Raw genomic sequence first — 25,498 nt, 5'->3', positions numbered from 1 at the left:
CTCCGTTCGCCCTGAGCTTGTCGAAGGGCTCCACTTGTTCTTTAGAGAAGAAAAGGGCTTCGACAAGCTCAGCCCGAACGGAGTTCAAACCGAATGACCGCAACCCCCGCCTGGCCGCCGCAAAGCGCCCCGCGCCTTTATGTCGAGACCCAACTGGGCGAAGGCGTCGCCGTGCCCATAGACGGCAATCCGGCCCATTATCTGATCAGCGTCATGCGGGTGAAGCCGGACGACATCGTGCTGCTCTTCGACGGCCGCTCGGGCGAATGGGCGGCCAGGGCCCGCGACATCCGCAAGCGCGACCTGGTGCTGGAAGTCCTCAGCCAAACCAAGCCGCCCGAGCATGTCCCCGATTTCTGGCTCTGCTGCGCCCCGATCAAGAAGGGCCGCATCGACCTGATCGCGGAAAAGGCCTGTGAATTGGGGGTGGCGCGGCTGCAACCCGTGCTCACCCGCCGCGCCGTGGTGGACAAGCTCAACCTCGACCGCCTGCACGCCCATCTGGTCGAGGCGGCCGAACAATGCGGCCGCACCGCCCTTCCCGAGCTTGGCGCCATGATGAAGCTGGACGCGCTGCTCAAGGACTGGCCCGACAATCGCTGGCTCTTCTTCGCGGACGAAACCGGCGGCGAACCGCTGGCGGATACGCTCAAGGCCCATCCCGGCCCAGCCGCTTTCCTGATCGGCCCCGAGGGCGGCTTCGACCCCGCCGAACGGGAATCAATCCGCGACCACCCCAAATCCGTGGCGGTCTCGCTCGGCCCCCGCATCCTGCGCGCCGAAACCGCCGCCATCGCCGCGACCACCGCCTGGATGACGATCAATGGGGATTGGCGCTGAATTTAGGCGCAGCGTGCTCCTGCGCAGGCAGGAGCCTAGTTCAGACGGCGGGACTGGGCTCCTGCCTGCGCAGGAGCACGCTGTGCCAACCCCCAAATATCGTTTTCTTACGCAACCGGATTGAAGCCTTCATCAACGCAGCTTATTTGAGCGCCGAACGTTGCGCCTTTGCCGCAACCGGGGGATAGATTAAGGCGGGGCATGAGCACCAGAACAGACTCAGGGGGCGACGATCCCATCATCGAGAGCCGCGACCAGTTGATCGCGGCCTTCGCCAAGGGCGCCAAGCCCAAGGACCGCTGGCGCATCGGCACCGAGCATGAGAAATTCGTCTACAGCCGCAAGGATCATCACGCCCCAAGCTATGACGAGCGCGGCGGCATCCACACGCTGCTGATCGGCCTTACCCGCTATGGCTGGAATCCGGTGTTCGAGGGCGAGAATATCATCGCCCTGTCCGGCACCGACGGCACCATCAGCCTGGAACCGGCGGGGCAGTTGGAACTGTCGGGCGCGCCGCTGGAAAATCTGCACCAGACCTGCGCGGAAACCAGCCGCCATCTGGAACAGGTGAAATATGTGGGCGACATGCTGGGCCTGGGTTTCCTGGGCCTGGGCATGTGGCCGGACAAGACGCGCGAAGAGCTGCCCATCATGCCCAAGGGCCGCTACGACATCATGCTGCGCCACATGCCGCGCGTCGGCACGATGGGCCTCGACATGATGCTGCGCACCTGCACCATCCAGACCAACCTCGACTATGGCAGCGAGGCGGACATGGTGAAGAAGTTCCGCGTCTCGCTCGCCCTGCAACCGCTGGCGACCGCCTTGTTCGCCAACTCGCCCTTTACCGAGGGCAAGCCCAACGGCTTCCTCTCCTATCGCAGCCATATCTGGTCGGACACCGACCCCGGCCGCACCGGCATGCTGCCCTTCGTGTTCGAGGACGGCTTCGGCTATGAACGCTATGCCGACTATGCGCTCGATGTGCCGATGTATTTCGTCTATCGCGACGGTCGCTATATCGACGCGGCGGGCCAGAGCTTCCGCGATTTCCTGAACGGCGAACTGCCCGCCCTGCCAGGCGAGAAGCCAACGGAGAAGGATTGGGAGGATCATCTCTCCACCGCCTTCCCCGAAGTGCGGATGAAGAGCTTCCTCGAAATGCGCGGCGCGGACGGCGGCCCCTGGAACCGCATCTGCGCGCTCCCGGCGCTGTGGGTCGGCCTGCTGTATGACGAGGGCGCGCTGGACGCCGCATGGGATCTGGTCAAGGACTGGAGCATGGAGGAACGCCAGATTTTGCGCGATTCCGTGCCGAAACTGGCGTTGGATGCCCCCATCGGCGGCAACCGCAAGCTGCGCGACATAGCGGGCGAAGTCCTCGCCATTGCCCGTAGCGGCCTTTCCGCCCGCGCCCGGCTCAATGCGTCGGGCGACAATGAAAGCGGTTTCCTCGCCCCGCTGGACGAGATCATCGCCTCAGGCCAGACCCACGCCGAACGGCTGCTCGCCCGCTATCATGGCGAGTGGCAGGGCGACCTCAGCCAAATCTACGCCGAGGAAAGCTTCTAGGCAGGATCGGTGGGATGCTGGAGGGCAACAGCATCCCCCCTATCCGTCATGCTAAACAAGTTCAGCATGACGGGCTTTTGAATGCAGGAAACGAACAGCTATTCGGCAGGCTGAACGGCGCCCAAAGGCTTCCGCCCCGCTACCCACGCAAAAAAGCGTGGCACCACGCCATTGCGCGCCATCCAGTCGCTATAGGCCCGATAATCCGCGTCGGCGCTCAAATGCGCCTCCTCGGTCTTCGCGCGCCAATAATAGACCGCATTGGTCACCCCCAGCAGAACGCAATTCCGCGCGACGTCGGTCAAACTTCCCGACACGCTGAGAAACGGCAGCGCGGAAAACCACCAGAACAGATTCTTCGACAGATAGGCCGGATGCCGCGTCCAGCGATACGGCCCATGGGTCAATATCCCCCGATGCGTCAGATTGGAAAAGCGCAACCCGAAAGCCACGGTCGCCCAGGCATAAACCCCGGTCAGCAGCACAAGCCACCCGCCCAACAGCCATTGCAGGACGCCATGGCCCCGCGTCCAGACGTCCCATTCCGCCCCGCCCGCATGATAATCGAGCGGCCCGCCATTCCCCATCAGCACGAAGGGCGGATAGCAGATCAACGCCGCGACCCAGCCCGCCAACAGGGGATTGGCCGTCCGGATATGCGAATCCAGCGGCTTCATCGTCAGCATATAGCCGACGGTCGCCATGCAGACGTCGATCATGAACATGACCGCGATCAGGAAACTCGCCAGCGCCACGGGATGGCTGAAGGCGTCCTCGATCCGCCACGCCACCACGCTGGCGAAATTGCCCGGCACGATCGACACCATGAAGGCCAGGAAAAAGCCCTTCACCGCCCAGGCCCGCGCATGATTCGCGACCTCGACGCGATCCGCCTTTCCACCGATGACCCACTGCCCGAAGGCGTAGCTGGCGTCCCTGGGCTCGACCAGCCGCCGGTCCAGCCAGATCACATAAGGCACCGACGCGACCAGCAACCAGGGCGCCGCGCCCATGAACAGGTTCATGGAAAAGCGGTAATCCCCGTTCCAATACCAGCGCGCGACGCAATAGAAGACCGCGATGGCGAGCCATGTCGCCCAAAGCCCGGCGATCTTGACCAGGCTGACATCCAGCACCGCCCGCCAGGGCCGCGCCGGCGCAGCCCAATCGATCCCGGTCGATGCGTTGCGATGCACCTTGTCGACCAGCAGCGACCACAACACCATCGGCACGCCACAGGCGACCACGGCGGCAAAGCCCGCATTGGGGCCGTCCATCCCATAATGCCGGGCGACCAGCGTCCAAAGCCCCAACCCGACCAGCCCGGCCACGCCAACCCCATGGCTGACGGCGGATTTGGGGCAGGGATCGGCAGGGTCGCTCATGCCGTGGCCCTAGCGAAAATTGGTAAACAACCCCCGAAGGTGGGAATGGGTGGATGGCGAACCTTCTGGAGTAAGTCGTGCTCCTGCGAAGGCAAGAGCCCAGTCCTGCCCTGAGTGGATCATCGCACCATCTGAACTGGGTTCCTGCCTTCGCAGGAACACGGCATGCTTAACGGCAGCTATTGACCAAACCCACCCCGAAACACGCCTCGAATCCTGTCGCCTCAGCCGCCGCCCAGCACATTGATGGTGAACGCCAATATCCCCAGGTTGAACACGAACGCCGCCAGACAATGGAACAGCGCCGTCTGCCGCATCTCCCCATTCGTCACCGCCACGTCCGACGTCTGGAACGTCATTCCCAGGGTGAAGGCGAAATAGAGGAAATCCCAATAGCCCGGCTCCCGCGTATCGGGAAAATCCAGCCCGCCGCTATCCCCGCCCTTCCCGCCCGCCAGATAGAAGATGTGCGCATAATGCATCGCATAGACGAGGTTGGAGAATAGCCAGGCCAGCGCCAGCGTCCCCAGCAGTAGGGCGATCGCCGCCACGCTGTGCCCGCCATGCTGGCTGACCGCGACCCCCACGGCGATCAGGATCACCACCGAGACGATCCCCGTCAGCAACAGCATCAACTGCCGGTTCGCGTCATTGTCCGCCGCCTTGCGCCGCATCGCGTCCGGATCGGCATCCAGCAGCGGCCATGCCGACAGGATGAACGCCAGCGCCGCGACATCGAAGCCCGCCATCACCGCCTCATGCCAGGGCAGCAGCAGCAGCCCGAACGGCACCATGCTCGCCAGCAGGGCCAGGAACATGCCATAACGCCAGGGGAAGATTTGCGACCGGCTCATGCCCCGCATCAAAGGCAAAATCAGCGCGCCGTACAAGCCGCTTTATATCACCGCCGCGATCAGCCCCAACGCCTGCGCCTCATTCGCCTCCAGATACCAATTCTCCGGCGCGCGGTTCAGCAGTTCCTCCATCGACAGTTGCGACCCCAGGATCAGGTTCGCGAACCCTTCATTCTGGATCGCGATCGACGCCTCGATCTCATGCAGCGTGGCCTTGAGGGATGCGATGCAGGTCGACAACGGCCCTTCCAGATGGATGTCCCGTGTGATGATCCGCTCATGGATCATCAGCCGCGTCCCCCGCGCCAGATAGCGGTTCTCCGCCGCGAAGAAGCCCATGAAGGTCGCGCCCGCCGAATAGACCGCCGTCTTGCCCAGGAACACCAGCCGCCGGTCGGGATAGAGATCGGAATGGAAGCGTATGTCCTCCCCCATCATCCGCGCGATTTCCGGATCGCCGCCCAAAGTGGCGATCTCCACCACCACCAGCCCCTGCTGCGGCGCCGACGACAGGCAATTGCGGAAATGTAGATACATGCCATGGTCGACATAGCCCGACAGCATGATCGTGGGATATTCGAAATCCTTGGGGCCCAGCAATGGCGCCTGCATCGACATGAAAAAAGGTTCCTTTCCCTGCCCCTTGGTCGCTCTACGCTTGGGTTCGCAATTGGTGCCTTGCGGCCCGTCGGTTTTTAGCTGGCGCCCCGCCGGAGACGCCCCTAAAGAACAGACCATGACCAAAGGGCAGGGCGCATGATCGCGAAACTGAAAGGGCGGCTGGACAGCACGGGCCTGGACCATGCCATCATCGATGTCGGCGGGGTCGGCTATCTGGTCGGCGCCTCCTCCCGCACGCTCGCCGCGCTGGGTCCGGTGGGGGAAGCGGTGACGGTCCACACCGAAATGCTGGTGTCGGACGATGCGATCCGCCTGGTCGGCTTCGCTCGCGCCGAGGAACGCGACTGGTTCCGCCTGCTGACCGGCGTGCAGGGCGTGGGTTCGCGGGTGGCGCTGGCCATCCTCTCCGCGCTCGAGCCGGCGGAGCTGCACCGCGCCGTGGCGACCGGCGACAAGGCGATGATCGCCCGCGCCAACGGCGTCGGCCCCAAGCTCGCCCAGCGCATCGCCAATGAGCTGAAGGACAAGATCGGCGCCGTGCCCACGCCCGCCGGCGGGATCGGCGGTGGGTTCGCCCCGCTGCCGACCGGCGGCCACAGCGCCGATGCGATCTCCGCGCTGCAGAATCTGGGCTTCAAGCCCGCCGAAGCCAGCACCGCCGTCGTTGCGGCGGAAGAGGAACTGGGCGAGGGCGCGTCGCTGGACGCGTTGGTCCGCCTGGCGCTCAGGAAAGCGGCGAAATGATGCGCCTCCCCCTCCCCACCCGTCATGCTGAACTTGTTTCAGCATCCATCAGGCCTCTCACACCGAAGGGAGGAGATGATGAAAGAACCATGCGTCTATATCCTCGCCAGTCAGCCTTACGGCACGCTCTATATCGGAGTGACATCGAACCTGCTCGGACGTCTGCATCAGCACCGCATGAACGGCATTCTGGGCTTCACAGAGAGATATGCCGTCCACAATCTCGTCCGCTTCGAAATATGCGACACGATGGAACAAGCTATCAACCGGGAAAAGCGGCTCAAGCGCTGGCATCGGCAGTGGAAGATCAATCTGATCGAATCCGAGAATCCAAGGTGGATGGATCTGGCTCCCAGCCTTGGTTTATCGCCTCTTCATCCGGGCCAGCGGCACGATGGATGCTGAAACGAGTTCAGCATGACGGTTGGGGTGAGTGTCGCGCATGAGCGAGGATCGCCTGATCTCCTCCACCCGCCGCATCGAAGATGTCGACGCCGCGCTGCGTCCCAAGTCGCTGGCCGAATTCATCGGCCAGCAGGCGGCGCGGGAAAATCTGCGCATCTTCATCGAGGCCGCCAAAGGGCGTGGCGAGGCGCTGGACCATGTGCTCTTCTTCGGCCCGCCCGGCCTGGGCAAGACGACGCTGGCGCAAATCGTCGCCCGCGAGATGGGCGTGGGGTTCCGCGCCACCTCCGGCCCGGTTATCGCCAAGTCGGGCGATCTGGCCGCGCTGCTCACCAATCTGGATGAGGGCGACGTCCTCTTCGTCGACGAGATTCACCGTCTTAACCCAGCCGTCGAGGAAGTGCTCTACCCCGCCATGGAGGATCGGGCGCTCGACCTGATGATCGGGGAAGGCCCCTCCGCCCGATCGGTGCGGATCGACCTGCCGCCCTTCACCCTGGTCGGCGCGACCACGCGACAAGGCCTGCTGACGACGCCCTTGCGCGACCGTTTCGGCATTCCGGTGCGGCTGCAATTCTACACCGTCGATGAGCTGGAACTGGTGGTGCGCCGGGCCGCACGGCTGCTGGACCTTGCCATCACCTCCGATGGCGCGGTCGAGATCGCCCGGCGCTCGCGGGGCACGCCGCGCATCGCTGGGCGGCTGCTGCGGCGAGTGCGCGATTTCGCCAATGTGGCGGGCGCGGCGGCGGTGGACGCCCAGGTGGCCGACGCCGCGCTGACCCGACTGGAGGTCGATCATCTCGGCCTCGACCTGATGGACCGGCGCTATCTGACCATGATCGCGGACATTTATCGCGGTGGGCCGGTGGGGGTCGAGACGCTGGCGGCGGGCCTCTCCGAAGCGCGCGACACGATCGAGGAAGTGATCGAGCCCTATCTCATCCAGCTCGGGCTGATCGCCCGGACGGCGCGGGGGCGTTGCCTCAATGGGCCCGGCTGGAAGCATCTGGGGCTGAACCCGCCGTCCAATGTTCAGGATGGGTTGTTCGATTAGGATAGGGTTGGTCGGAAATTGGTCAGTCTTTGCCATTGAGCGGTACGTGCTCCTGCGTAGGCAGGAGCCCATTTGCGCCCTCAGTGAATCATCGCACCATCTGAACTGGGCTCCTGCCTTCGCAGGAGCACGGCGCGCCATAGGACAAACCTCAATGTCCGCCTTCCACCCATCTTCGCCGCTGAGCCACATCCCCCGCATACCCCAAAGCGCGTCTCAGAAATCCGCGAAAAATCATGGCCGTTACGGCATGGCGAGGTTATAGCCTGCGAGGCAGGCGAAGACGCGCGCAAGCGACGCGCCGCGAGTGAGGAGATGCCGTTTTGAGGGCGATCGAGCGTTTTCCCAATCTGGTGACCATGTTCTTCGCCCGCGCCAGGGCGATGGGCGACACGCCCTTCCTCTGGCGCAAGGTGGCCGGCCAATGGCAATCGCTGAGCTGGACCGAGGTCGCCCATGACGTCGCCTCGCTCGCCAGCGCCTTGCAGGCCCAGGGGCTGAAACCGGGCGACCCGGTGATGCTGGTCAGCGAGAACCGGCCGGAATTCTGCATCGCGGACCTCGCCATCATGGCGGCGGGCTGTGTCACGGTGCCGACCTACACCACCAACACCACCCGCGATCACCAGCATATCCTGACCGACAGCGGCGCCCGCGCCGTCATCGTCTCCACCGCGAAGCTGGCGCAAAATCTGATGCCCGCCGTGCTGCGGTCGCAGGCGAGCTTCGTCATCGGCATGGAGCCGCTGCGGGGCGCGCAGGGCCATGTCGCCTGCCATCTGTGGAGCGACCTGATCGCCCATCATCCCACCGACATCGACGCCTGCGCGGCCAGCCAGACGGCGAAGCGCGACGATCTGGCCTGCATCATCTACACCAGCGGCACGGGCGGCGCGCCGCGTGGGGTGATGCAGCATCATGGCTCCATCCTCTGCAATATCGAGGGGGCAGGTCGGCTGCTGGAGGAGGATTTCGGATGGGGCGAGGAGGTGTTCCTCTCCTTCCTCCCCCTCTCCCACGCCTATGAGCATAGCGGCGGCCAGTTCATGCCGATCATGCTGGCGGGGCAGATCTATTATGCGGAGGGGCTGGAAAAGCTCGCCAGCAATATCGAGGAAACGCGGCCGACCATCATGGTCGTCGTCCCCCGCCTGTTCGAAGTGCTGCGCACCCGCATCATCAAGTCGATCGAGAAGCAGGGCAAATTCCCCGCCTATCTGCTTGGCCAGGCGCTGCGCATCGCGGCAAAGGAACAGCGCGGACAGAAATCGCTGCTCGACCTGCCTATGAAGGCGCTGCTGTCCCGCACGCTCAAGCCCAAGATCGCGGCGCGCTTCGGCGGGCGGATGAAGGCGCTGGTGTCGGGGGGCGCCCCGCTCAACCCCGATGTCGGCCTGTTCTTCGACGCCATGGGCCTGACGCTGCTCCAGGGCTATGGCCAGACCGAGGCGGGACCGGTGATCAGTTGCAACCGCCCCCGCGCCGGAATTGCGATGGACACGGTCGGCCCGCCGCTCGACGGGGTAGAAGTGCGGATCGCGGAGGATGGTGAGATTCTCGTGCGCGGCGAACTGGTGATGCACGGCTATTGGCGCAATCCGGCGGAAACGGAGAAGGCGCTGCAAAATGGCTGGCTGCACACCGGCGACATCGGGGAGATCGACGCCAAGGGCCGCATCCGCATCACCGATCGCAAGAAGGATCTGATCGTCAACGACAAGGGCGACAATGTCTCGCCCCAGAAGGTGGAAGGGATACTGACGCTCCTGCCGGAGATCGGGCAGGCGATGGTCTATGGCGACCGCCGTCCGCATCTGGTGGGGCTGCTGGTGCCCGATGCCGAATGGACGCGGGAATGGGCGCAGGCGCAAGGACGCAGCGTCGACGGGATCGGGAACGACCCGGCCTATCAGGCGGCCCTGCGCGGAGCGGTCGACCGGGTGAATGACGACCTGTCGGTGATCGAGCGGGTGCGGCGCTTCATCCTGGCGGACGAACCCTTCACCATCGACAATAGCGAGATGACGCCGTCGATGAAGATCCGCCGTCATGTCATCCGCGCCCGCTATCAGGAACGGCTGGACGCGCTGTATAAGGGGTGAGTGAGCCTTATTTGCCCGGCGAACGATAGGGCGTGAAGTCCCCCAGCGCGCAATTTCCCGTCACCATGCCGGTCGTCAGGTCAGCGCTGGTCGCCATGTCGCCGCGGCAATATTGCGATCCCCAGGTCTTGATGATCAGCGTGTCGCCACGCGACAGGCCGGAACAACTGCCGATCAGGTCGTTGCGATAGACCAGCCGCCCGCTCACCCGGTAAAGCAGCACGCTGTTGCTGATCGCCGTCAGATTGGCCTGCGATACGCGATTGACGCAGCTCGTCTTTTCGCCCGGCACCTTGCCCGCGAGGGCGCGCTCCAGTTCGCCGGTCTGCTTTTCGGTCAGCTTGGGCGGCTCATAGCTGCCGGAACATCCGGCCAGCAGCAGCGGCGCCAGAACCAGTCCAGGGCGCAACATCCATCGGCGCATGACACCTCTCCTCGTTCGTCCCCGCCTTCAAGACGATGGGACAGCGCGCAAACCGTCACGCGGCGTCCTTGGCCGCGCGCCGTTCCGCCAATTGCGCGACATCGCTGGCGCGCAGGAAGATATTGGTCGCCCGCTCCAGCCCGATGCTGGTCGGCACCGTGGCCTCCCCCCGCGCCCGCGCCGCATCCACCTCCGCCATGCGGGCCTGCAAGGCGGCATTGTCCGGCTCTACCGTCAGCGCGAAACGGCCGTTCGACTGCGTATATTCATGCGCGCAATAGACGACCGTATCGTCCGGCAAGGCGGCGAAACGCTGCATATTGGCGAACATCTGCGCCGCCGTCCCCTCGAACAGCCGTCCGCAGCCCATGGCGAACAGCGTGTCCCCCACGAAGATCAGCCGGTCCTCCGCCAGATGATAGGCGATATGGCCGGCGGTATGGGCAGGCACCTCCAGCACGGCGGCCTGGCGCGCGCCGATGCGGACGCTGTCCCCCTCCCGCACCGTGCGATTCAGCGTGCCGATCTTCTCCGCCTCGGCCGCCGGCCCGGTGACGATGCAGCCTGTCGCCGCCTGGATCGCCGCATTGCCGCCGACATGATCGCCATGCCAGTGGGTGTTCCAGATCTGGCTTATCGTCCAGCCCCTCTGCCGCGCCGCCTCCAGCACCGGTTCCGCGACGGCGGGGTCGACCGCCACCGTCTCCCCGCTGGCATCGTCGTGCAGCAGCCAGACATAATTGTCGTTGAGCACGGGTATGCGGACGACTTCCAGCATGGCTTACCAGACTCCCGTGTTGGGCATGGACGCCCAGGGTTCGGCCGGTTCCAGATGCCCATCCTGCAACAGTTCGATCGAAATATTGTCCGGGGTGCGCACGAAGGCCATGTGTCCATCGCGCGGCGGGCGGTTGATGGTGACGCCCGCGTCCATCAGCCGCTGGCAGGTCTCGTAGATATTCTCCACCCGATAGGCCAGATGCCCGAAATTGCGCCCGCCCCCATAGGCTTCCGACGGCGTGCCGTCCTCGGCGGGCCAGTTATAGGTCAGTTCGACCTGCGCCTCCTCATCGCCCGGCGCGGCGAGAAAGACCAGCGTGAACCGCCCCTGCGCATTCTCGAAACGCTTCTGTTCCTCCAGACCCAGCATCCGGAAAAAGCCGACCGTCCGGTCGATGTCGGTCACGCGGATCATCGTGTGCAGATATTTGGGCAAGGAAACACTCCATTCGTCGCTATAAAGCAACGGTTCATCTCTGAAGTCTTAGTACAGCCCCAAGATAAGACGCGTCGAGCTTGGACGGAAGAGGGAGGCGGGCATGGCCTTAACATATCATGATAAACTTCTGCTGGGCTGCGCGGCGGTGCTGGCCTTGGGGATGGTCGGCGGCGGCTATCTCCTGGGCGACGGGCTGAAACGCGCCAAGGCGGCGGATCGCTCCGTCACGGTGCGCGGGTTGGCTGAAAAGGACGTGACCGCCGACCTCGCCACCTGGTCGATCAGCTATTCCGCCACCGGCTTCGACCTGCCCGCCGTTCGCGCCGAAATCGACAATAATACCCGAGAATTGCGCGCCTATTTCGCCAGCCTCGGCTTCAAGCCCGACGCCCTGACTGCCACCGGAGCGGGGGTGAACCAATATATCAACAATGGCGTCAACACGATCACCATCACCCAGCGCATGTTGCTGCGCACGACCCACATCGCGCGCGCCCAGCGCGCCGTGGCGCAGCAATTCGATCTCGTCCGGCGCGGCGTTACGCTGCAGGAAGGGTCGGGCATGCGGTACAGCTTCACCAGGCTCAACGACGTGAAGCCGCCCATGGTCGCCGCCGCCACCAGGGACGCTCGCGCCGCCGCCGAGCAATTCGCCCGCGACAGCGGCGCCAGCGTCGGCGGCATCAAGAGCGCGACCCAGGGCTATTTCTCGATCGAGGCCCGCGACGGCGAAGCCGACGGGGCGAGCGACACGCCCTATAAGAAGGTGCGCGTCGTCACGACCGTCGATTTCTATCTCAATTAGAACATCGTGCAGAAAAGTGGGAACCGGTTTTCTGCTTAAAACGATGCGACAACAAAAAACTTAGAGCGCGCAGCCTGCGCCAGATTTAACGCAGCGCGCTCTAGGGTGTGTGGGGATTCAGTTCAGGGTGGAGCGAAAAATGGTGGATTTCGAGAACCGGCGCGCAGCGTACTCAAAGTGCGTGAGCACCGGAAGCGCAGAAGGCCGCCATTTGCAGCCCGCCATGGGCTGAATCCCCAAACACCCTAAAGTGTTTCCGCCTTTAGCGGACACGCTCTCGTCTTTCGATGCCGCATTTTCCGAGCCGTTGACCTAAACGGTCAACTTGAAAATGCTCTAGCGCCGCTTGCTCTTATTATCCCCGATGATCGCCCCGGCCGTGCCGCCGATCACCGCGCCTTCCACCGTGCCAAGGCCGGTCGCCGCGCCCACGACAGCGCCGCCCGCGCCGCCGATCAGGCCGCCGCGCGTCGCGCCGTGAGAGCAAGCGGTCAGCCCCAGCACGCCCGCCGCCAGCAGGCCGAGCGCCGCGAACTTTCCATGATGATGCTTCATCCTCGGTTCCTCTTGTTCTTCGCGTCCCGCTTGCCGGGCTAACGGAAAGGAAGGGGCCAAGGTTCCGTATCGGGCGATCAGTTGGCGGGTTTGGGCGCCGGCAGGCGGGAAAGATTGTCGGCGGCCGCCTTCCCGGCGGGCGATGGCGCTGCCAGCTTCACCGCGCGCTGCCAGGCAGAGCGGGCGACATCCTCATGATCGGTGAGGATAGCGATATTGCCCTCCTCCAGCGCGACCGAGGCGTCATCGGGCGAAAGCTGCACCGCCCGCGCAATATGCGCCTGCGCCAGCTTCATTTCCCCGGAACGACGGGCCAGAGTGGCCGAAAGCAGCCAGGCCAGCGGGTCCCGCGGCACCTGATCCAGCGCGGCATCGAGCGAAGCGCGGGCGCCCTTCACATCGTTCAGCGCCACCAGCGCACGGGCGCGGTCCAGATGGACCTCGCCCTTCTCCAGACCGTCCGGCAACCCACGCGCCAGCGCCGCGTCGAAATCGTCCCGCGCCTTGGCGGCATCGCCACCGGCCAGCGCGGCATTGCCCGCCTGCGCCCACAGCCGCCCGCTCTGCACCATTTCGCCGTTGCGTTCGGCTTCATCGGCTCCCTGTTCGAAGGCGACGATGGCGGGCGCCCAGCGTTCGGCGCGGGCATAGGCAAAGCCCATGCAGTTGCGCGCATAGAAGCTGCCGCCGTCGATCCGCCATTGCTGCGCGAAGGCGACGCCCTTGTCCGGCGCCTGCGCCGCCTGGTCCAGACAGGCCTGGAATTTCGCGGCATATTTGTCCGGCACCGGAATGCGGCCGTCGCTCGCCTGAGCGGCGGGCGCGGCAGCGGCAGAGGCGGACGCCGCCGCTTCCGCCTTTTCCTTCCTCTTGCGGTTCATCACCGCCTCGATCTCCGGATCATAGGCCTGCGGGGCGAGCAGCAGCAGCGGGAGGAGGAAGGGCATCAGAGGCTGTCCAACAGGCTGGCGACGGTCCGGATCAGCAGGGCGATGTCCGGATCGCGGGAAAGACGATGGTCGCCATCCTTAATCAGCAGCGTCTGCACATCGGATGAACGCAGCCGCTCCGCGATCCGCAGCGCCGTCTGCCAGGGAACGTCAGGATCGTCCTGCCCATGCAACAGCCGCACCGGGCAATCGATCGCAATCTCCCCCTCCAGCAGCCGGAGCGACTGGCCGGATTTCCAGAACGCCAAAGTGGTGACATAGGGATCGTCGCCATAGGGGATCGGCTCGACGATCCGCCCCTCCGTCGCCAGCAGCGCCTTGTCCGAATCGGTGAAGCCCCATTCGGTGAAGTCCGGCGCCGCCGCGATGCCGACCAGCCCCGCCACCCGTTCCGGCCGGGCCAGCGCGATCAGCAGCGCCAGCCAACCGCCCATGGAGGAGCCGACCAGCACCACCGGCCCCTGCGTCAACGAATCGATCAGCAGCAACGCATCGTCGCGCCAGCTCGCCAGCGTGCCATCCTCGAACCGCCCCTCGCTCGCGCCATTGCCGGCATAGTCGAGCCGCAGCATCGCCCGGCCCTGACCCTGCGCCCAGCCATCCAGCGCGACCGCCTTGCCGCCTTCCATGTCGGACATATAGCCGGGCAGGAAGACGATCGTAGGCCCCGTGCCAGGCCGATGGCGATAGGCAAGCCGCACCCCGTCCGGGCGAGCATATAGGGCGGGCGGCGCGACATCGGGGCGTTCCATGCGATTCTCCAGTTCAGCGGCAGGGGCCTGAAAAAAGGGCCGTAAAAAGCTCTTGGCCGGGAAACCAGAAAAATAAAAATAATGCGGCTGCCGTGATTGACAGCCCTCCGGCCAGCGGCTAGTTGCGCGCTCCTACCCCGTGCCCAGATGGCGGAATTGGTAGACGCACCAGCTTCAGGTGCTGGCGATCGCAAGGTCGTGGAGGTTCGAGTCCTCTTCTGGGCACCATTTGTTCTTCCGGGGGCGTCCGTGGACGTCCCGGAAATGGCTGAAATCCATCGATTCTTGTGCTATAAGCGTCCGGCGAAATCCGGGCGGATACGGCACCAATCGAGAACAATTCGGGTATCTCGGAAGGTATCGTTCTCCTCCCTTTTTGGAGGCGATACCTCAGATGGCCACCCTCTTTGCCACGACCGTGGCCAGCGCGAAGCCAGCCGAGAAGGACTATAAGCTCTCCGACGGCGCCGGGCTATATCTCCTCGTGCGACCGAACGGCTCGAAGCTGTGGCGCTTGAACTATGTCCACCACGGCAAGCACCGCACACTCGCCTTCGGCGCCTGGCCCGAGGTCGGCCTCGCTGACGCACGCGGCAAACGCGACGAGGCTCGCCGCCTTGTCGCGGCCGGCCTCGACCCCTCCCACGAGGAGAAAGTCGCGCGGGCCAAGGCGCGCGTCGAGGAGAACGACACCTTCAAGACGGTCGCCAAGGAGTGGATCGCCAAGAACGAGCGCGAGAACATGGCCGAGATCACGCTCAGCAAGATCCGCTGGCTGCTCGATATGGCCTATCCGAAGATCGGCAACCGTCCGATCGCCAAGATCACCACGCAGGAAGTTCTGGTCGTTCTCCGATCGGTGGAAGCTACGGGCCGCTACGAGAGCGCCCGCCGGATGCGTAGCGTCCTCGGCCGTGTCTTCCGCTACGCCGTCGCGACCACCCGCGCCGAGCGCGATCCGACCGGCGATTTGCGCGGCGCGCTCACCGTGCCCAAGACCAGGCATCTCGCGGCTATCACCAGCCCTAAGCGAGCGGGCGTGTAGAGGGCGGTGACAAACCAGGCCAATGGAACGCCGGCGATTTGCTGAGCGTGGCGGTTTAAAAACCAGCCATTGGATAGGTTGCTCCTTTTTAAGGGGGGCGGCCGGGGATGTTTGCCGTGGAGAGCTACGTCGCCGTTCGGCGCTTTGTGTTTGTGGAAGGTAACAGCCGGCGAGAAGCGGCGAAGGTCTTCGGGCTGAGCCGTGACACGATAGCGAAGATGTGCCGTTTTTCGCTGCCGCCGGGCTACACGCGGACGAAGCCTGTGGCGAAGCCGAAGCTGGGACCGTTGCTGCCGGTGATTGACGCGATCCTGGCGGCGGATCGCGTTGCGCCCGTGAAGCAGCGACACAGTGCCAAGCGGATCTTCGAGCGACTGCGCGATGAACATGGCTTTGGCGGCGGTTACACTGTCGTGAAGGATTATGTCCGGCTTTGCCGGGCGCGGGGGCGCGAGACGTTCGTGCCGCTGGCCCATCCACCGGGACATGCACAGGTGGATTTTGGTGAAGCGGTGGGAGTGATCGGCGGCGTTCGCCGGAAGATCCACTTCTTCTGCATGGACGTGCCTCAGTCGGATGCCTGCTTCGTGAAGGCCTATCCGGCGGAGACCACCGAGGCCTTTCTGGACGGCCATGTATCGGCGTTCGCCTTCTTTGGCGGCGTGCCATTATCGATTCTGTATGACAACACGAAGGTCGCGGTCGCGAAGATCTGCGGCGATGGCAAGCGTGAGCGGACGCGGGCATTTACGGGGCTGGTCAGTCACTACCTCTTCACCGATCGGTTCGGTCGTCCCGGCAAGGGGAACGATAAGGGGAAGGTGGAAGGACTGGTGAAGCATGCCAGGTCGCACTTCATGGTGCCGATCCCGCATACGGCAAGCTTCGACGACTTCAATGCTGAACTGGAACGCCGTTGCCGGGTCCGACAGGAGGAGCGGGCCGGTCGGCACAGCGAGGCGATCGGTGCGCGGCTCATGGCCGATCTGGCGGCGATGCGGGCATTGCCAGCAGGGCTGTTCGAGCCGTGCGAGACACGGGCGGCCCGCGTGTCATCAACGGCGCTGGTGCGCTACCGGACCAACGACTACTCGGTGCCGACCCGTTACGGCTTCCAGGATGTCATGGTGAAGGGCTTTGTCGACACGGTCGTCATCCTGTGCGGCAATCAGGAGATCGCCCGACATGCCCGCTGTTATGGTGAAGCCATGTTCGTGGCGAACCCGCTCCATTATCTGGCGCTGATCGAGACCAAGCCTAATGCGCTCGATCAGGCCGCCGCGCTGCAGGACTGGGCCTTGCCCGAGGCGTTCCAGCATCTGCGCCATCTTCTCGAGGCGCGCATGGGCAACAAGGGCAAGCGCGAGTTTATCCAGGTGCTGCGCCTGTTGGAGGCGATACCGATGGATACCGTCACCTTCGCGGTGAACGAGGCGATCCATATCGGCGCGATCGGCTTCGACGCGGTCAAGCAGATCGCGCTGGCGCGCATCGAACGGCGGCCCGCCCGCCTCGATCTGGCGGCTTACCCCCACCTGCCCAGAATGGACGTGAAGACGACGCGCGCTGCTGACTATGCTGCGCTCGTGCCGGGGCTGGCGGCATGAACCGGGTTCCTGAGGACAGGATGCCGACCGGCACTATGGCGGGGACGCCCCAGATCCTGCTCGCGCATCATCTCAAGCAGCTCAAACTTCCTACGGTGCTGCGCGAATATGAGAAGCTGGCCCGCGAATGCGCGCGCGATGGGGTGGATCATAGCCGCTACCTGCTGCGGCTCATCGAACTGGAGCTGATCGACCGCGAGCGCCGCACGGTGGAGCGCCGGATCCGTGCCGCCCGCTTCCCGGCGGTGAAGAGCTTCGACACGTTCGACTTCACGGCCATCCCCAGCCTCAACAAGATGCTCGTGCTGGAACTGGCGCGCTGCGAATATATCCTGCGGCGGGAAAATATCATTGCGCTGGGTAACAGTGGCACGGGCAAAACCCATGTGGCGCTCGCCCTGGGACTGGCGGCCTGCCAGAAAGGCTTCACCGTCGCGTTCACGACCGCGGCCGCGCTGGTCAACCAGTTGATGGAGGCAAGAGACGAAAAGCGGCTGCTCAAGATGCAGCGCGAGCTGGCGGCGGTGAAGCTGCTCATCGTCGATGAACTGGGCTATGTGCCGCTCTCCCCCACGGGCGCCGAACTGCTGTTCGAGACATTCTCGCAGCGCTATGAGCGTGGATCGACGATCGTCACATCCAACCTGCCGTTCGAGGACTGGACGCAGGTCCTGGGATCCGAGCGGCTCACCGGCGCGCTGCTCGATCGGCTCACGCACCACGTCAGCATCCTGGCCATGAACGGCGACAGCTACCGTCTCAAGCAGTCCGCCCGCCGCCGTGCTGCCGGGGCGGAGCAAAAACAGGCCACCCCTGTCGTCGACCCGGACACCGGCGAAATTACAGCCCCCTGATCCCCGATCACGGCCAAGATATGCAAAGGGCCCCGATCGGGGCCCTTTGCATATCTTCACAGCGCCCCATCAATGGCCTGCTTTTACTCCGCCACGCTGGCCTGGAATCCGACCGCCGTTGACAAATGCGCTGCGTACCGCGATCCAGCCTTACACGCTCGACGGACCGCACGGGCGGCTTCTGGATGCGAGCGAGAGCGGGCTGGCGTTCGCCGACGTCCAGTGCTTCGAGACCGAGGCTCTGCTCGGACAGGCGAGCGTCGTGGCCCCGGTGCTGACGTATCTGTTCCACCGCCTTGAGGAACGCTTCGACGGCCGCCCGACATTGCTGATCCTCGACGAGGCCTGGATCTTCCTCGACCATCCGCTCTTCGCCGCGCGCATCCGCGAGTGGTTGAGGACCCTGCGCAAGAAGAACGTGGCGGTCCTGTTCGCCACGCAGAGCTTGGCCGATGTCGCGGGCAGCAGCATCGCGCCGGCCATCATCGAGAGCTGCCCGCAGCGCATACTGCTTCCCAACGATCGCGCGATCGAGCCCCAGAGCAGGGAGGGCTACGCCCGCTTCGGTCTCAACGATCGCCAGATCGAGCTGGTCAGCCGGGCGACGCCGAAGCGGCATTATTACCTGCAGTCCGCGCGCGGGAACCGACTGTTCGAGCTGGGTCTCGGACCGGTTGCGCTGGCGCTGTGCGGTGCATCCGACCCGGCCAGCCAGCGCCGCATCGACACCATCCTCGCCGAGGCCGGCCCCGACCGGTTCGCCGCCGATTACCTGGCGGCCGCCGATCTCGGCTGGGCTGCCGACCTTCTCGCCGATTTCACCGCTCCCTGACCCCAAGCCCCGGAGACTCAAGATGACCAGAATCCCCCTGAAGAAGTATCTGATGGCTGGCGCGCTCGCGCTCGGCGCAAGCGGCTCGCTCGTGATGGGTGTGCTGACGACGGCTACGCCGGCACGAGCGCAGCTCACCGTCTTCGACCCGAGTAACTACAGCCAGAACATCCTGACCGCGGCGCGGACGCTGCAGCAGATCAACAATCAGATCCAGATGCTGCAGAACCAGGCGCAGAGCCTGATCAACCAGGCCAGGAACCTGAGCACGATCACGTTTCCCGAGCTGCAGGCGATCACCCAGACGATCCAGCAGATCGACCAGCTGATGGGTCAGGCGCAGGCCATCCGATTCCGCGTCGCCGGCCTCGATCAGCAGTTCCAGTCGATGTTCCCGACGAGCTTCAATCAGGCTCTCACCAGCAATCAGCATGTCATCGACGCGCGCGCGCGGCTGGATGCTTCGATGGACGCGTACAAGCACACCATGACCGTCCAGGCACAGGTGGTCGAGAACGTCGCCGCGGACGCGAGCACGCTCAACGGCATCGTCCAGCGCAGCCAGGGTGCGCAGGGCGCGCTTCAGGCGCAGCAGGCCACGAACCAGCTTCTCGCACTCGTCGCCAAGCAGCAGTTCCAGCTCCAGACGCTGATGGCGGCACAGTGGACTTGTAACGGTTTTGTGCCGGTCACCTGAGAGTTTAAGGCTCATTCAAGGAGACCGACGAGATGATCAAGCATAGTGAAGAGTTCAAGCAGGAGGCGGTGCGTATTGCGCTGACCAGCGGGTTGTCGCGCGAACGGGTCGCGTCGGATTTGGGCGTAGGCAAGTCGACCTTGAACAAATGGGTGTCGCACTATCGGCCGTCGGACCTGGTGGCAGCGCCGCAGGCAGATCTGGCTCGAGAGAATGAGCGACTTCGCCTTGAGAACCGCGTGCTCCGGGAGGAGAGGGAAGTGCTAAAAAAGGCAACTCAGTTCTTCGCGGGCCAAAGGCCGTGAGGTTCGCCTTTGTGCACAGCTGGCGGCATCGTTGGCCGGTAGAGCTGATGTGCCGTGTCTTGCAGGTCAGCGAGCGTGGCTATCGTTCCTGGCGTTCGCGACCGATAAGCCACCGGGAGCGGACGGACATGAGGGTGCTGGCCCATATCCGGGAACAATATAGCCTGAGCCTTGGCAGCTATGGTCGTCCAAGAATGACGATGGAGTTGAAGGAGGCGGGGCTCGATGTCGGCGAGCGTCGTGTCGGCCGACTGATGCGGATCAACGGGATTAGGCCGGTCCGCACGCGCAAGCACAAGGTGACGACAGACAGCCACCATCGTTTGGGTGTCGCGGCGAACTGGATGGACGGCGACTTTGCGGCCGATGCGCCCAACCGCAAATGGGCGGGCGACATTACCTATATCTGGACGTCGGAAGGCTGGCTCTATCTTGCCGTCATCCTCGACCTGCATAGCCGTCGCGTCGTTGGCTGGGCGGTCAGCGACAGAATGAAGAAGGACCTGGCGATCCGGGCACTCGACATGGCGGTCCGGCTGCGAAGGCCACCACAGGGCTGCCTTTTCCATTCAGATCGCGGCAGCCAATATTGCTCCTATGATTATCAGAAGAAGCTGCAGGCCTACGGCCTGCTTCCATCGATGAGCGGCAAAGGCAATTGCTACGACAATTCCGCCGTCGAGACATTCTTCAAATCCCTGAAGGCGGAAATGATCTGGCGGCAGAGCTGGCCAACCCGGCGGCAAGCAGAGACCGCCATCTTCCAGTACATCAACGGCTTCTACAATTCCCGCCGGCGCCATTCATATCTGGGCGGCATCAGTCCGCTCGCATTCGAAGCCAAGGTGGCATAATGAGATAGGTGATCGGCGCAAAACCGTTACAAGTCCACAGTACCGCGCCGACGCGATCGAGCGGGCAAGCCGCGCGCAAGCCCAGTCGGACGCGCAGGGCGCGACGAAGAAGTTCCTCGGCTCCGGCAACGCCTACACCCCCCAGTAGGCGCCGGCACGGCGTCGACGGACCTCGCCCCTCCGCCGACGCCGCCGCGGGGCGCGTCGCAGCTCCCCCAGGCGCGCCCCGCGGCATTTCTCCTCATCTCGTCAGGACATCACCACCGTGAACGACCTCAACGTCATCGACCAGTTCATGCAGGCCTTCATCACCTACATCGACAGTGGGTTCGGCCTTCTCGGCGGCGACGTCAGCTTCCTCAGTCGGACGTTGATCGCGCTCGACATCACGCTGGCCGGCCTGTTCTGGGCGCTCGGCGGCGAGGACAATGTTCTCGGACGCCTGATCCGCAAGATCCTCTACATCGGCGCCTTCGCGTTCATCCTGAACAGCTTCTCGACGCTCGCCGACATCATCTTCCGCTCGTTCGCCCAGGCCGGGCTGACCGCTGGCGGGGGCGGGATGGCGGCGGCGGACCTGCTCAAGCCCGGTCGCCTCGCCGGAACCGGCTTCTCCGCGGCCTGGCCCCTGCTCGAGCAGGCCTCGCAGATGATGGGCTTCACCAGCTTCTTCGACAATTTCCTCACGATCATGGTCCTGCTGATCGCCTGGGTGCTCGTCATCCTCGCCTTCTTCATCCTGGCCGTGCAGATGTTCGTGACGATCCTCGAGTTCAAGCTGAGCTCGCTTGCCGGGTTCATCCTCGTCCCCTTCGCGCTCTGGAACCGGACGAGTTTCCTCGCCGAACGCGTTCTCGGACACGTCGTCAGCTCCGGCATCAAGGTCATGGTGCTCGCCGTGATCGTCGGAATCGGCTCCAACTATTTCTCCCAGTTCACCACCGCCCTGCAGGGCCAGGAGCCCGATATCGGCCAGGCACTGAGCCTCGTGCTCGCCAGCCTTGCGCTTTTCGGCCTCGGCATCTTCGGCCCCGGGATCGCCTCGGGACTGGTATCGGGCGCGCCGCAGCTCGGCGCCGGCGCGGCGTTCGGCACCGCTCTGGGTGCCGGGGGCGTCATTGTCCTGGGCGCGGCGGGCGCCGCCGGCGCCGCACGCGGACTGGCGGCGGCCGGCATGGGCGCCGTCCGGGCGGGCACTTCGATGGGGTCTGCCGCAGGCACGGCCTACAAGCTGGGCCAGGAGGCGAGCGGCTCGGCGTCCGTCGGCGCCGGGATGAAGGGGGTCGCCACCGCCGCCTCCAGTGCTGCCCGCTCGCGCATGTCCGCCGCCCTCGGTCTCGGCGAGGCCGCCGAAGTCGGCCGGCAGGGTGCCTTCAACGCCATGGTCGGTCGACAGGCGCCCGCCGGTGCCGCCGCCGATGACGCCCGCAGCATGCCCGGCTGGGCGCGCGCGATGAAGGATCAGGCGTCCGCTCGACACCACCGCCAGGCTGCCATCCACGCCATCGGTCAAGGCGACCGCGGCGGCGGCGGCGCCACCCCCGACATCAAGGAAAGGGACGACTGATGATCTTCAAACGTGCCGTGCAACGCTATGGGCGATCGCCCATACCCGAAACGCCATTCCAGCGAGCTGGTCAGCTCTGGGACGATCGGATCGGCTCCGCCCGCGTGCAGGCCCGGAACTGGCGTCTGATGGCATTCGGATGCCTCGGCCTGACCGCTGCCCTCTCGGGCGGCCTGCTCTGGCAGTCGGTTCAGAGCCGGGTCGTCCCCTATGTCGTAGAGGTCGACAAGCTCGGCGAACCCCGTGCCGTGTCGGCCGCCGATGCCGTCTACCATCCGACCGATCCGCAGATCGCATGGTTCCTCGGGCGGTTCGTGACGAGCGTCCGGTCGGTATCGCTCGATCCGGTCCTGATGCGCCAGGACTGGCTGTCGGCCTATGACTTCACGACCAAGCGAGGCGCCGTCTTCCTCGGAAACTATGCCCGCTCTGCAGACCCGTTCGGTCGCGTGGGTGAAAGGACAGTCTCGGTGCAGGTCACCAGCGTGGTCCGCGCCTCCGATCGTTCCTTTCAGGTGAAATGGATCGAGACCGCCTACGAGCGCGGCGCGCAGGCCGGATCGACGCACTGGACCGGAATCCTGACGGTCGTGCTCAAGTCGCCGCCGACAGCGGACGCTCTTCGACGCAATCCTCTCGGTCTCTACGTCGACGCGGTCGACTGGAGCCGCGAGCTGGAGCCGGGAACGACAGCGCCGGCTGCGTCGCGTCCCGCAGCAGCGCCGACAGCGAACCTGCCGCTCGGATCGCCGCTCGATCCAAGCCTCGCCCAGCCTCAGCAACCCCAAGCGGAGACCCGTCAATGAGATTCCACCTTCTTGTCGCGCTGCTCGCCAGCGCCGGCAGCGCTGCAGCGCAGACCGTTCCAGCGCCTCCGCCATCATCGGCCGGCACCATCCCGCCCGTCGCGGCGCCAGTCGCCGCGGTGCCGGTGCCCATCGTGACCAGGCCGCCGGCCCCGCGTCGGCGACTACCGCCTTCGCCGACGGAGCTGCGGGTGCGCGCTGCCAATCGCGCCGCGACGCTGGAGCCGGCGACGGCCGGCTACATCAATGCGGTGCAGGTCTACCCGTTCAGCGACGGGGCGGTCTATCATGTGCTCACTGCTCCGGGACAGGTGACCGACATCACGCTTCAGCCCGGCGAGGTGCTGGGTGCGGTCGCCGCGGGCGACACCGTGCGATGGGTCATCGGCGACACCACCAGCGGGACCGGCGATTCACGGCGAACGCACGTCCTCGTCAAGCCGTTCGCACCCGGGCTTGCCACGAACATCATCATCACCACTGATCGCCGGACCTATCATCTCGCGCTGACCAGCGTCGGACGCTCGGCAATGGTCGCGATCTCCTGGACATATCCGCAGGACCAGCTCATCGCGCTGAAGGCAGCTGCGGATCGCGCTCGCGCCGCGCAGCCGGTTGCCACCGGACTTTCGGTCGACCAGCTCCACTTCGACTATGTCATCTCGGGCGACCGTCCGACATGGCGGCCCGTTCGTGCATTCGACGACGGCCGCCAGACCTACATCGAATTTCCGTCAGATCTCGGGACCGGTGAAGCACCGCCGCTCTTTCTCGTCGACGCGAAAGGCGCTGCTCAGCTCGTCAATTATCGCGTGCAGGGTCGGTATTACGTCGTCGATCGCCTGTTCGAGACGGCCGAGCTGCGCCTCGGTCTGAAACGCCAGGACATCGTGCGGATCAGCCGGGCCGGTCGGTCCGACACACGACGGAGGGCGTCGTGACGGAGACCGCACTCCCGCAGAATGCGAAGCTCGACCCGGAGACGCTGGCGATCCGCGCCCGACCACCGCGCGCGATCCGGTTCAAGCGCGGTGTGATCATCGCGATCGCCGCCATCGGCTCGGTCAGCCTGATCGCCGTGACGTGGATGGCGCTGAAACCGCGCCTGTTCCAGCACGGCGAAAACCAGCAGGAGCTCTCACAGCCGAACGTGCGGCCCATGAGCGACGGTCTGAACGGCGCGCCTGCCACCTATGGCGACGTGCCCCGGCTCGGCCCGCCGCTTCCCGGAGACCTCGGCAAGCCGATCCTGGAACGGCAGCAGCAGCTGGCGACCGGCGTGGATCCCGGCAGCCAGCAACTGCAGCAGGCAGAGGCCGCGGAAAGCGAACGTCGCCTGGCCGAACTCAAGGCCGCCCGGGAATCCGGCGTGCTCGTGCAGAACCGGCAGGCTTCGACGCCGATTGACCCCGTTGCGGCCGGGTCGTCGCCCGCACCGGCGAGCGATACCGACAAGGTCGCGCTCGATCCGGATCGGGATCCGAACGCGCAGGGACGCAAGGCCGCCTTCGTCGGCAAACGTGATGCGACGGGGGACATCAATCCCTACGCGCTGGCCGCGTTGCCGTCGCCATACACACTGTCGGCTGGCAGCGTGATTTCGGCCAGCCTGATCACGGGGCTGCGATCTGATCTCCCGGGACTGGTCACCGCCCAGGTCACGGAGAACACCTTCGACAGTGCGACCGGTCGCATCCTGCTCGTACCGCAAGGCGCGCGGCTCATCGGAAGTTACGACAGCGTCGTCGCCTTCGGGCAGAAGCGAGCGCTCATCGTCTGGCAACGCATCATCATGCCGGACGGCAGCTCGCTGCGGATCGACAACGTGCCGGCGACCGATCCGTCGGGGTACGCCGGTCTCGCCGACAAGGTCGACCTCCATACCTGGCAGCTGCTCAAGGGTGTCGTCCTTTCGACCCTGCTTGGCGTCAGCTCGGAGCTCGCGCTGTCGGGTCAGAGCGATCTTGTCCAGGCGATCCGGATGTCGACGCAGGACAACGTGGCCCGGGCTGGCGATCAGATCACCCGGCGCAATCTCGGCGTCCAGCCGACGATTACCATACGGCCGGGCGCCCCGGTTCGCCTCGTCGTTCACAAGGACCTGATCCTTGCCCCACCCTCGGACAGGAGCAATTGAATGGCCGACATCAAGCTGCAGCAGCTTCCGGACCGCACGCCGATGAAGCTTACGATTTCGGTGATGCCCGACCTCCACCAAGCATTGACGGAATACGCCGCTCTGTACGCCAAGACGTATGGCCGGGACGAACCGGTCGCCGAGCTGATCCCGGCGATGCTCAGCGCCTTCCTGGAAAGCGACCGCGGATTCTCGCGGACCCGCGCGGGTGGAAAATGAACGACGACCAGCCCGATCGCTTCCTGAAGCTCGATGAGGTCAAGCGCCGGGTCGGGCTGGGAAAGTCGATGATCTATCGCCTGATCCAGGAGGGGAAGTTTCCGGCACCATACAAGGTCTCGCCGTTGGCATCTCGCTGGAGTGATCAGGAGATTCGCGCGTGGATCAATGAGGTGAAGGACGGGTTCGAGGGTAAGCGACGAAAGATATAGCACCGACCCGTGAAATAGGCCGTGCGCGGCCCTGTCGATCAATTATGCCATCTCTGTCATGAGCAAGCATTCCAA

General features: G+C 64.8%; 27 protein-coding genes, 1 tRNA gene and 1 pseudogene. 20 read left to right on the top strand and 9 right to left on the bottom strand.

Annotated features, from left to right (window positions below):
- Positions 1 to 93: 93 nt before the first annotated feature.
- On the top strand, positions 94 to 840 hold the full coding sequence (locus HUK72_RS12595; RefSeq protein WP_176597069.1) for a 16S rRNA (uracil(1498)-N(3))-methyltransferase: 747 nt from the start codon (positions 94 to 96) through the stop codon (positions 838 to 840).
- Positions 841 to 1,041: 201 nt separating this feature from the next.
- A complete protein-coding gene (locus HUK72_RS12590; RefSeq protein ID WP_176597068.1) occupies positions 1,042 to 2,415 on the top strand; it encodes a glutamate--cysteine ligase in 1,374 nt (457 codons plus the stop codon).
- 98 nt (positions 2,416 to 2,513) lie between these two features.
- Here HUK72_RS12590 and HUK72_RS12585 read toward each other — a convergent pair whose 3' ends face one another.
- The 3 genes from HUK72_RS12585 to HUK72_RS12575 all read right to left on the bottom strand — a co-directional run bounded on the left by HUK72_RS12585 (position 2,514) and on the right by HUK72_RS12575 (position 5,272).
- Positions 2,514 to 3,800, bottom strand: a complete 1,287-nt coding sequence (locus HUK72_RS12585; RefSeq protein ID WP_176597067.1) for an isoprenylcysteine carboxylmethyltransferase family protein — start codon at positions 3,798 to 3,800, stop codon at positions 2,514 to 2,516.
- A gap of 224 nt (positions 3,801 to 4,024) precedes the next feature.
- Positions 4,025 to 4,654 (bottom strand): DUF1345 domain-containing protein, encoded by a 630-nt coding sequence (locus HUK72_RS12580; protein WP_176597066.1) that lies wholly within the window; start codon positions 4,652 to 4,654, stop codon positions 4,025 to 4,027.
- Positions 4,655 to 4,696: 42 nt separating this feature from the next.
- The gene (locus HUK72_RS12575) at positions 4,697 to 5,272 is read right to left on the bottom strand and encodes a peptidase S14 (RefSeq protein WP_176597065.1); all 576 of its coding nucleotides are present in this window, start codon (positions 5,270 to 5,272) and stop codon (positions 4,697 to 4,699) included.
- A gap of 138 nt (positions 5,273 to 5,410) precedes the next feature.
- Between HUK72_RS12575 and ruvA the strand changes: the two genes are divergently transcribed.
- The 4 genes from ruvA (at position 5,411) to HUK72_RS12555 (ending at position 9,583) form a co-directional block, all read left to right on the top strand.
- Positions 5,411 to 6,019, top strand: coding sequence for a Holliday junction branch migration protein RuvA (gene ruvA, locus HUK72_RS12570; RefSeq protein ID WP_176597064.1), 609 nt, complete (start codon positions 5,411 to 5,413; stop codon positions 6,017 to 6,019).
- A 78-nt stretch (positions 6,020 to 6,097) separates the two neighbouring features.
- A complete protein-coding gene (locus tag HUK72_RS12565; protein ID WP_176597842.1) occupies positions 6,098 to 6,424 on the top strand; it encodes a GIY-YIG nuclease family protein in 327 nt (108 codons plus the stop codon).
- 37 nt (positions 6,425 to 6,461) lie between these two features.
- On the top strand, positions 6,462 to 7,481 hold the full coding sequence (gene ruvB, locus HUK72_RS12560) for a Holliday junction branch migration DNA helicase RuvB (RefSeq protein ID WP_176597063.1): 1,020 nt from the start codon (positions 6,462 to 6,464) through the stop codon (positions 7,479 to 7,481).
- Positions 7,482 to 7,804: 323 nt separating this feature from the next.
- Complete coding sequence (locus HUK72_RS12555; RefSeq protein ID WP_176597062.1) at positions 7,805 to 9,583, top strand: long-chain fatty acid--CoA ligase; 1,779 nt, start codon at positions 7,805 to 7,807, stop codon at positions 9,581 to 9,583.
- Positions 9,584 to 9,590: 7 nt separating this feature from the next.
- Here the strand turns inward: HUK72_RS12555 and HUK72_RS12550 are convergent, their stop codons facing one another.
- The 3 genes from HUK72_RS12550 to HUK72_RS12540 are packed head-to-tail and all read right to left on the bottom strand — an operon-like array spanning position 9,591 to position 11,223.
- Positions 9,591 to 10,007, bottom strand: a complete 417-nt coding sequence (locus tag HUK72_RS12550; RefSeq protein WP_176597061.1) for a hypothetical protein — start codon at positions 10,005 to 10,007, stop codon at positions 9,591 to 9,593.
- Positions 10,008 to 10,062: 55 nt separating this feature from the next.
- Positions 10,063 to 10,785 (bottom strand): hydroxyacylglutathione hydrolase, encoded by a 723-nt coding sequence (gloB, locus tag HUK72_RS12545; RefSeq protein ID WP_176597060.1) that lies wholly within the window; start codon positions 10,783 to 10,785, stop codon positions 10,063 to 10,065.
- A 3-nt stretch (positions 10,786 to 10,788) separates the two neighbouring features.
- Positions 10,789 to 11,223, bottom strand: coding sequence for a VOC family protein (locus HUK72_RS12540; RefSeq protein ID WP_176597059.1), 435 nt, complete (start codon positions 11,221 to 11,223; stop codon positions 10,789 to 10,791).
- Between the two features lie 103 nt (positions 11,224 to 11,326).
- On the opposite strand from HUK72_RS12540, the gene HUK72_RS12535 reads away from it, so the two are divergent.
- Complete coding sequence (locus tag HUK72_RS12535) at positions 11,327 to 12,031, top strand: SIMPL domain-containing protein (RefSeq protein ID WP_176597058.1); 705 nt, start codon at positions 11,327 to 11,329, stop codon at positions 12,029 to 12,031.
- Positions 12,032 to 12,367: 336 nt separating this feature from the next.
- Here the strand turns inward: HUK72_RS12535 and HUK72_RS12530 are convergent, their stop codons facing one another.
- The 3 genes from HUK72_RS12530 to HUK72_RS12520 all read right to left on the bottom strand — a co-directional run bounded on the left by HUK72_RS12530 (position 12,368) and on the right by HUK72_RS12520 (position 14,288).
- The gene (locus tag HUK72_RS12530; RefSeq protein WP_176597057.1) at positions 12,368 to 12,586 is read right to left on the bottom strand and encodes a hypothetical protein; all 219 of its coding nucleotides are present in this window, start codon (positions 12,584 to 12,586) and stop codon (positions 12,368 to 12,370) included.
- 77 nt (positions 12,587 to 12,663) lie between these two features.
- Positions 12,664 to 13,533, bottom strand: a complete 870-nt coding sequence (locus tag HUK72_RS12525) for a tetratricopeptide repeat protein (RefSeq protein ID WP_176597056.1) — start codon at positions 13,531 to 13,533, stop codon at positions 12,664 to 12,666.
- A complete protein-coding gene (locus HUK72_RS12520; RefSeq protein ID WP_176597055.1) occupies positions 13,533 to 14,288 on the bottom strand; it encodes an alpha/beta fold hydrolase in 756 nt (251 codons plus the stop codon). Before HUK72_RS12520 ends, HUK72_RS12525 begins: the two co-directional genes overlap by 1 nt.
- 141 nt (positions 14,289 to 14,429) lie before the next feature.
- Here HUK72_RS12520 and HUK72_RS12515 point away from each other — a divergent pair.
- The 13 genes and pseudogenes from HUK72_RS12515 to HUK72_RS12455 all read left to right on the top strand — a co-directional run bounded on the left by HUK72_RS12515 (position 14,430) and on the right by HUK72_RS12455 (position 25,423).
- A tRNA-Leu gene (locus HUK72_RS12515) sits at positions 14,430 to 14,516 on the top strand.
- 166 nt (positions 14,517 to 14,682) lie between these two features.
- Positions 14,683 to 15,333, top strand: a complete 651-nt coding sequence (locus HUK72_RS12510) for an integrase arm-type DNA-binding domain-containing protein (RefSeq protein WP_255325708.1) — start codon at positions 14,683 to 14,685, stop codon at positions 15,331 to 15,333.
- A 107-nt stretch (positions 15,334 to 15,440) separates the two neighbouring features.
- Positions 15,441 to 16,940 carry an IS21 family transposase gene (gene istA, locus HUK72_RS12505; RefSeq protein ID WP_176597054.1) on the top strand — a complete coding sequence of 500 codons (1,500 nt, stop codon included), beginning with the start codon at positions 15,441 to 15,443 and terminating at the stop codon, positions 16,938 to 16,940.
- Positions 16,937 to 17,794, top strand: coding sequence for an IS21-like element helper ATPase IstB (gene istB, locus HUK72_RS12500; RefSeq protein WP_176597053.1), 858 nt, complete (start codon positions 16,937 to 16,939; stop codon positions 17,792 to 17,794). Before istA ends, istB begins: the two co-directional genes overlap by 4 nt.
- A gap of 121 nt (positions 17,795 to 17,915) precedes the next feature.
- A pseudogene (locus HUK72_RS12495) lies at positions 17,916 to 18,626 on the top strand (conjugal transfer protein TrbE); the annotation flags it as partial.
- A 22-nt stretch (positions 18,627 to 18,648) separates the two neighbouring features.
- Positions 18,649 to 19,323 (top strand): P-type conjugative transfer protein TrbJ, encoded by a 675-nt coding sequence (gene trbJ, locus HUK72_RS12490; RefSeq protein ID WP_255325707.1) that lies wholly within the window; start codon positions 18,649 to 18,651, stop codon positions 19,321 to 19,323.
- Between the two features lie 32 nt (positions 19,324 to 19,355).
- Positions 19,356 to 20,482, top strand: a protein-coding gene (locus HUK72_RS12485; protein WP_218035957.1) for an IS3 family transposase whose coding sequence is annotated in 2 segments (ribosomal slippage) — positions 19,356 to 19,587 and positions 19,587 to 20,482 — 1,128 coding nt in all. Because the reading frame shifts where the segments join, the coding sequence is not laid out codon by codon here.
- A 265-nt stretch (positions 20,483 to 20,747) separates the two neighbouring features.
- On the top strand, positions 20,748 to 22,049 hold the full coding sequence (trbL, locus tag HUK72_RS12480; RefSeq protein ID WP_176597052.1) for a P-type conjugative transfer protein TrbL: 1,302 nt from the start codon (positions 20,748 to 20,750) through the stop codon (positions 22,047 to 22,049).
- Complete coding sequence (gene trbF / locus HUK72_RS12475) at positions 22,049 to 22,855, top strand: conjugal transfer protein TrbF (protein ID WP_176597051.1); 807 nt, start codon at positions 22,049 to 22,051, stop codon at positions 22,853 to 22,855. Before trbL ends, trbF begins: the two co-directional genes overlap by 1 nt.
- On the top strand, positions 22,852 to 23,796 hold the full coding sequence (gene trbG / locus HUK72_RS12470) for a P-type conjugative transfer protein TrbG (RefSeq protein ID WP_176597050.1): 945 nt from the start codon (positions 22,852 to 22,854) through the stop codon (positions 23,794 to 23,796). Before trbF ends, trbG begins: the two co-directional genes overlap by 4 nt.
- Positions 23,793 to 24,992 (top strand): TrbI/VirB10 family protein, encoded by a 1,200-nt coding sequence (locus tag HUK72_RS12465; protein ID WP_176597049.1) that lies wholly within the window; start codon positions 23,793 to 23,795, stop codon positions 24,990 to 24,992. The genes trbG and HUK72_RS12465 overlap by 4 nt, the downstream gene beginning before the upstream one ends.
- Complete coding sequence (locus tag HUK72_RS12460) at positions 24,993 to 25,211, top strand: DUF2274 domain-containing protein (RefSeq protein WP_176597048.1); 219 nt, start codon at positions 24,993 to 24,995, stop codon at positions 25,209 to 25,211.
- On the top strand, positions 25,208 to 25,423 hold the full coding sequence (locus HUK72_RS12455) for an AlpA family transcriptional regulator (protein ID WP_176597047.1): 216 nt from the start codon (positions 25,208 to 25,210) through the stop codon (positions 25,421 to 25,423). Before HUK72_RS12460 ends, HUK72_RS12455 begins: the two co-directional genes overlap by 4 nt.
- The last annotated feature ends 75 nt before the right edge of the window (positions 25,424 to 25,498 follow it).

The sequence above is a fragment of the Sphingobium sp. 15-1 genome (assembly GCF_013375535.1).
GTDB lineage: Bacteria > Pseudomonadota > Alphaproteobacteria > Sphingomonadales > Sphingomonadaceae > Sphingobium > Sphingobium aromaticivastans.
This window is presented reverse-complemented; position numbering and strand designations above follow the sequence as displayed.

Bases quoted from the DNA above. Each gene is read 5' to 3' on its own strand.
- istA (WP_176597054.1), top strand. From the start codon at position 15,441: ATGTTTGCCGTGGAGAGCTACGTCGCCGTTCGGCGCTTTGTGTTTGTG.
- HUK72_RS12575 (WP_176597065.1), bottom strand. From the start codon at position 5,272: ATGTCGATGCAGGCGCCATTGCTGGGCCCCAAGGATTTCGAATATCCC.
- istB (WP_176597053.1), top strand. From the start codon at position 16,937: ATGAACCGGGTTCCTGAGGACAGGATGCCGACCGGCACTATGGCGGGG.
- trbF (WP_176597051.1), top strand. From the start codon at position 22,049: ATGATCTTCAAACGTGCCGTGCAACGCTATGGGCGATCGCCCATACCC.
- HUK72_RS12535 (WP_176597058.1), top strand. From the start codon at position 11,327: ATGGCCTTAACATATCATGATAAACTTCTGCTGGGCTGCGCGGCGGTG.
- HUK72_RS12585 (WP_176597067.1), bottom strand. From the start codon at position 3,800: ATGAGCGACCCTGCCGATCCCTGCCCCAAATCCGCCGTCAGCCATGGG.
- trbG (WP_176597050.1), top strand. From the start codon at position 22,852: ATGAGATTCCACCTTCTTGTCGCGCTGCTCGCCAGCGCCGGCAGCGCT.
- ruvA (WP_176597064.1), top strand. From the start codon at position 5,411: ATGATCGCGAAACTGAAAGGGCGGCTGGACAGCACGGGCCTGGACCAT.
- HUK72_RS12510 (WP_255325708.1), top strand. From the start codon at position 14,683: ATGGCCACCCTCTTTGCCACGACCGTGGCCAGCGCGAAGCCAGCCGAG.
- HUK72_RS12565 (WP_176597842.1), top strand. From the start codon at position 6,098: ATGAAAGAACCATGCGTCTATATCCTCGCCAGTCAGCCTTACGGCACG.
- HUK72_RS12580 (WP_176597066.1), bottom strand. From the start codon at position 4,654: ATGAGCCGGTCGCAAATCTTCCCCTGGCGTTATGGCATGTTCCTGGCC.
- HUK72_RS12525 (WP_176597056.1), bottom strand. From the start codon at position 13,533: ATGCCCTTCCTCCTCCCGCTGCTGCTGCTCGCCCCGCAGGCCTATGAT.
- HUK72_RS12460 (WP_176597048.1), top strand. From the start codon at position 24,993: ATGGCCGACATCAAGCTGCAGCAGCTTCCGGACCGCACGCCGATGAAG.
- gloB (WP_176597060.1), bottom strand. From the start codon at position 10,785: ATGCTGGAAGTCGTCCGCATACCCGTGCTCAACGACAATTATGTCTGG.
- HUK72_RS12520 (WP_176597055.1), bottom strand. From the start codon at position 14,288: ATGGAACGCCCCGATGTCGCGCCGCCCGCCCTATATGCTCGCCCGGAC.
- HUK72_RS12550 (WP_176597061.1), bottom strand. From the start codon at position 10,007: ATGCGCCGATGGATGTTGCGCCCTGGACTGGTTCTGGCGCCGCTGCTG.
- HUK72_RS12590 (WP_176597068.1), top strand. From the start codon at position 1,042: ATGAGCACCAGAACAGACTCAGGGGGCGACGATCCCATCATCGAGAGC.
- HUK72_RS12595 (WP_176597069.1), top strand. From the start codon at position 94: ATGACCGCAACCCCCGCCTGGCCGCCGCAAAGCGCCCCGCGCCTTTAT.
- HUK72_RS12455 (WP_176597047.1), top strand. From the start codon at position 25,208: ATGAACGACGACCAGCCCGATCGCTTCCTGAAGCTCGATGAGGTCAAG.
- ruvB (WP_176597063.1), top strand. From the start codon at position 6,462: ATGAGCGAGGATCGCCTGATCTCCTCCACCCGCCGCATCGAAGATGTC.
- trbJ (WP_255325707.1), top strand. From the start codon at position 18,649: ATGACCAGAATCCCCCTGAAGAAGTATCTGATGGCTGGCGCGCTCGCG.
- HUK72_RS12530 (WP_176597057.1), bottom strand. From the start codon at position 12,586: ATGAAGCATCATCATGGAAAGTTCGCGGCGCTCGGCCTGCTGGCGGCG.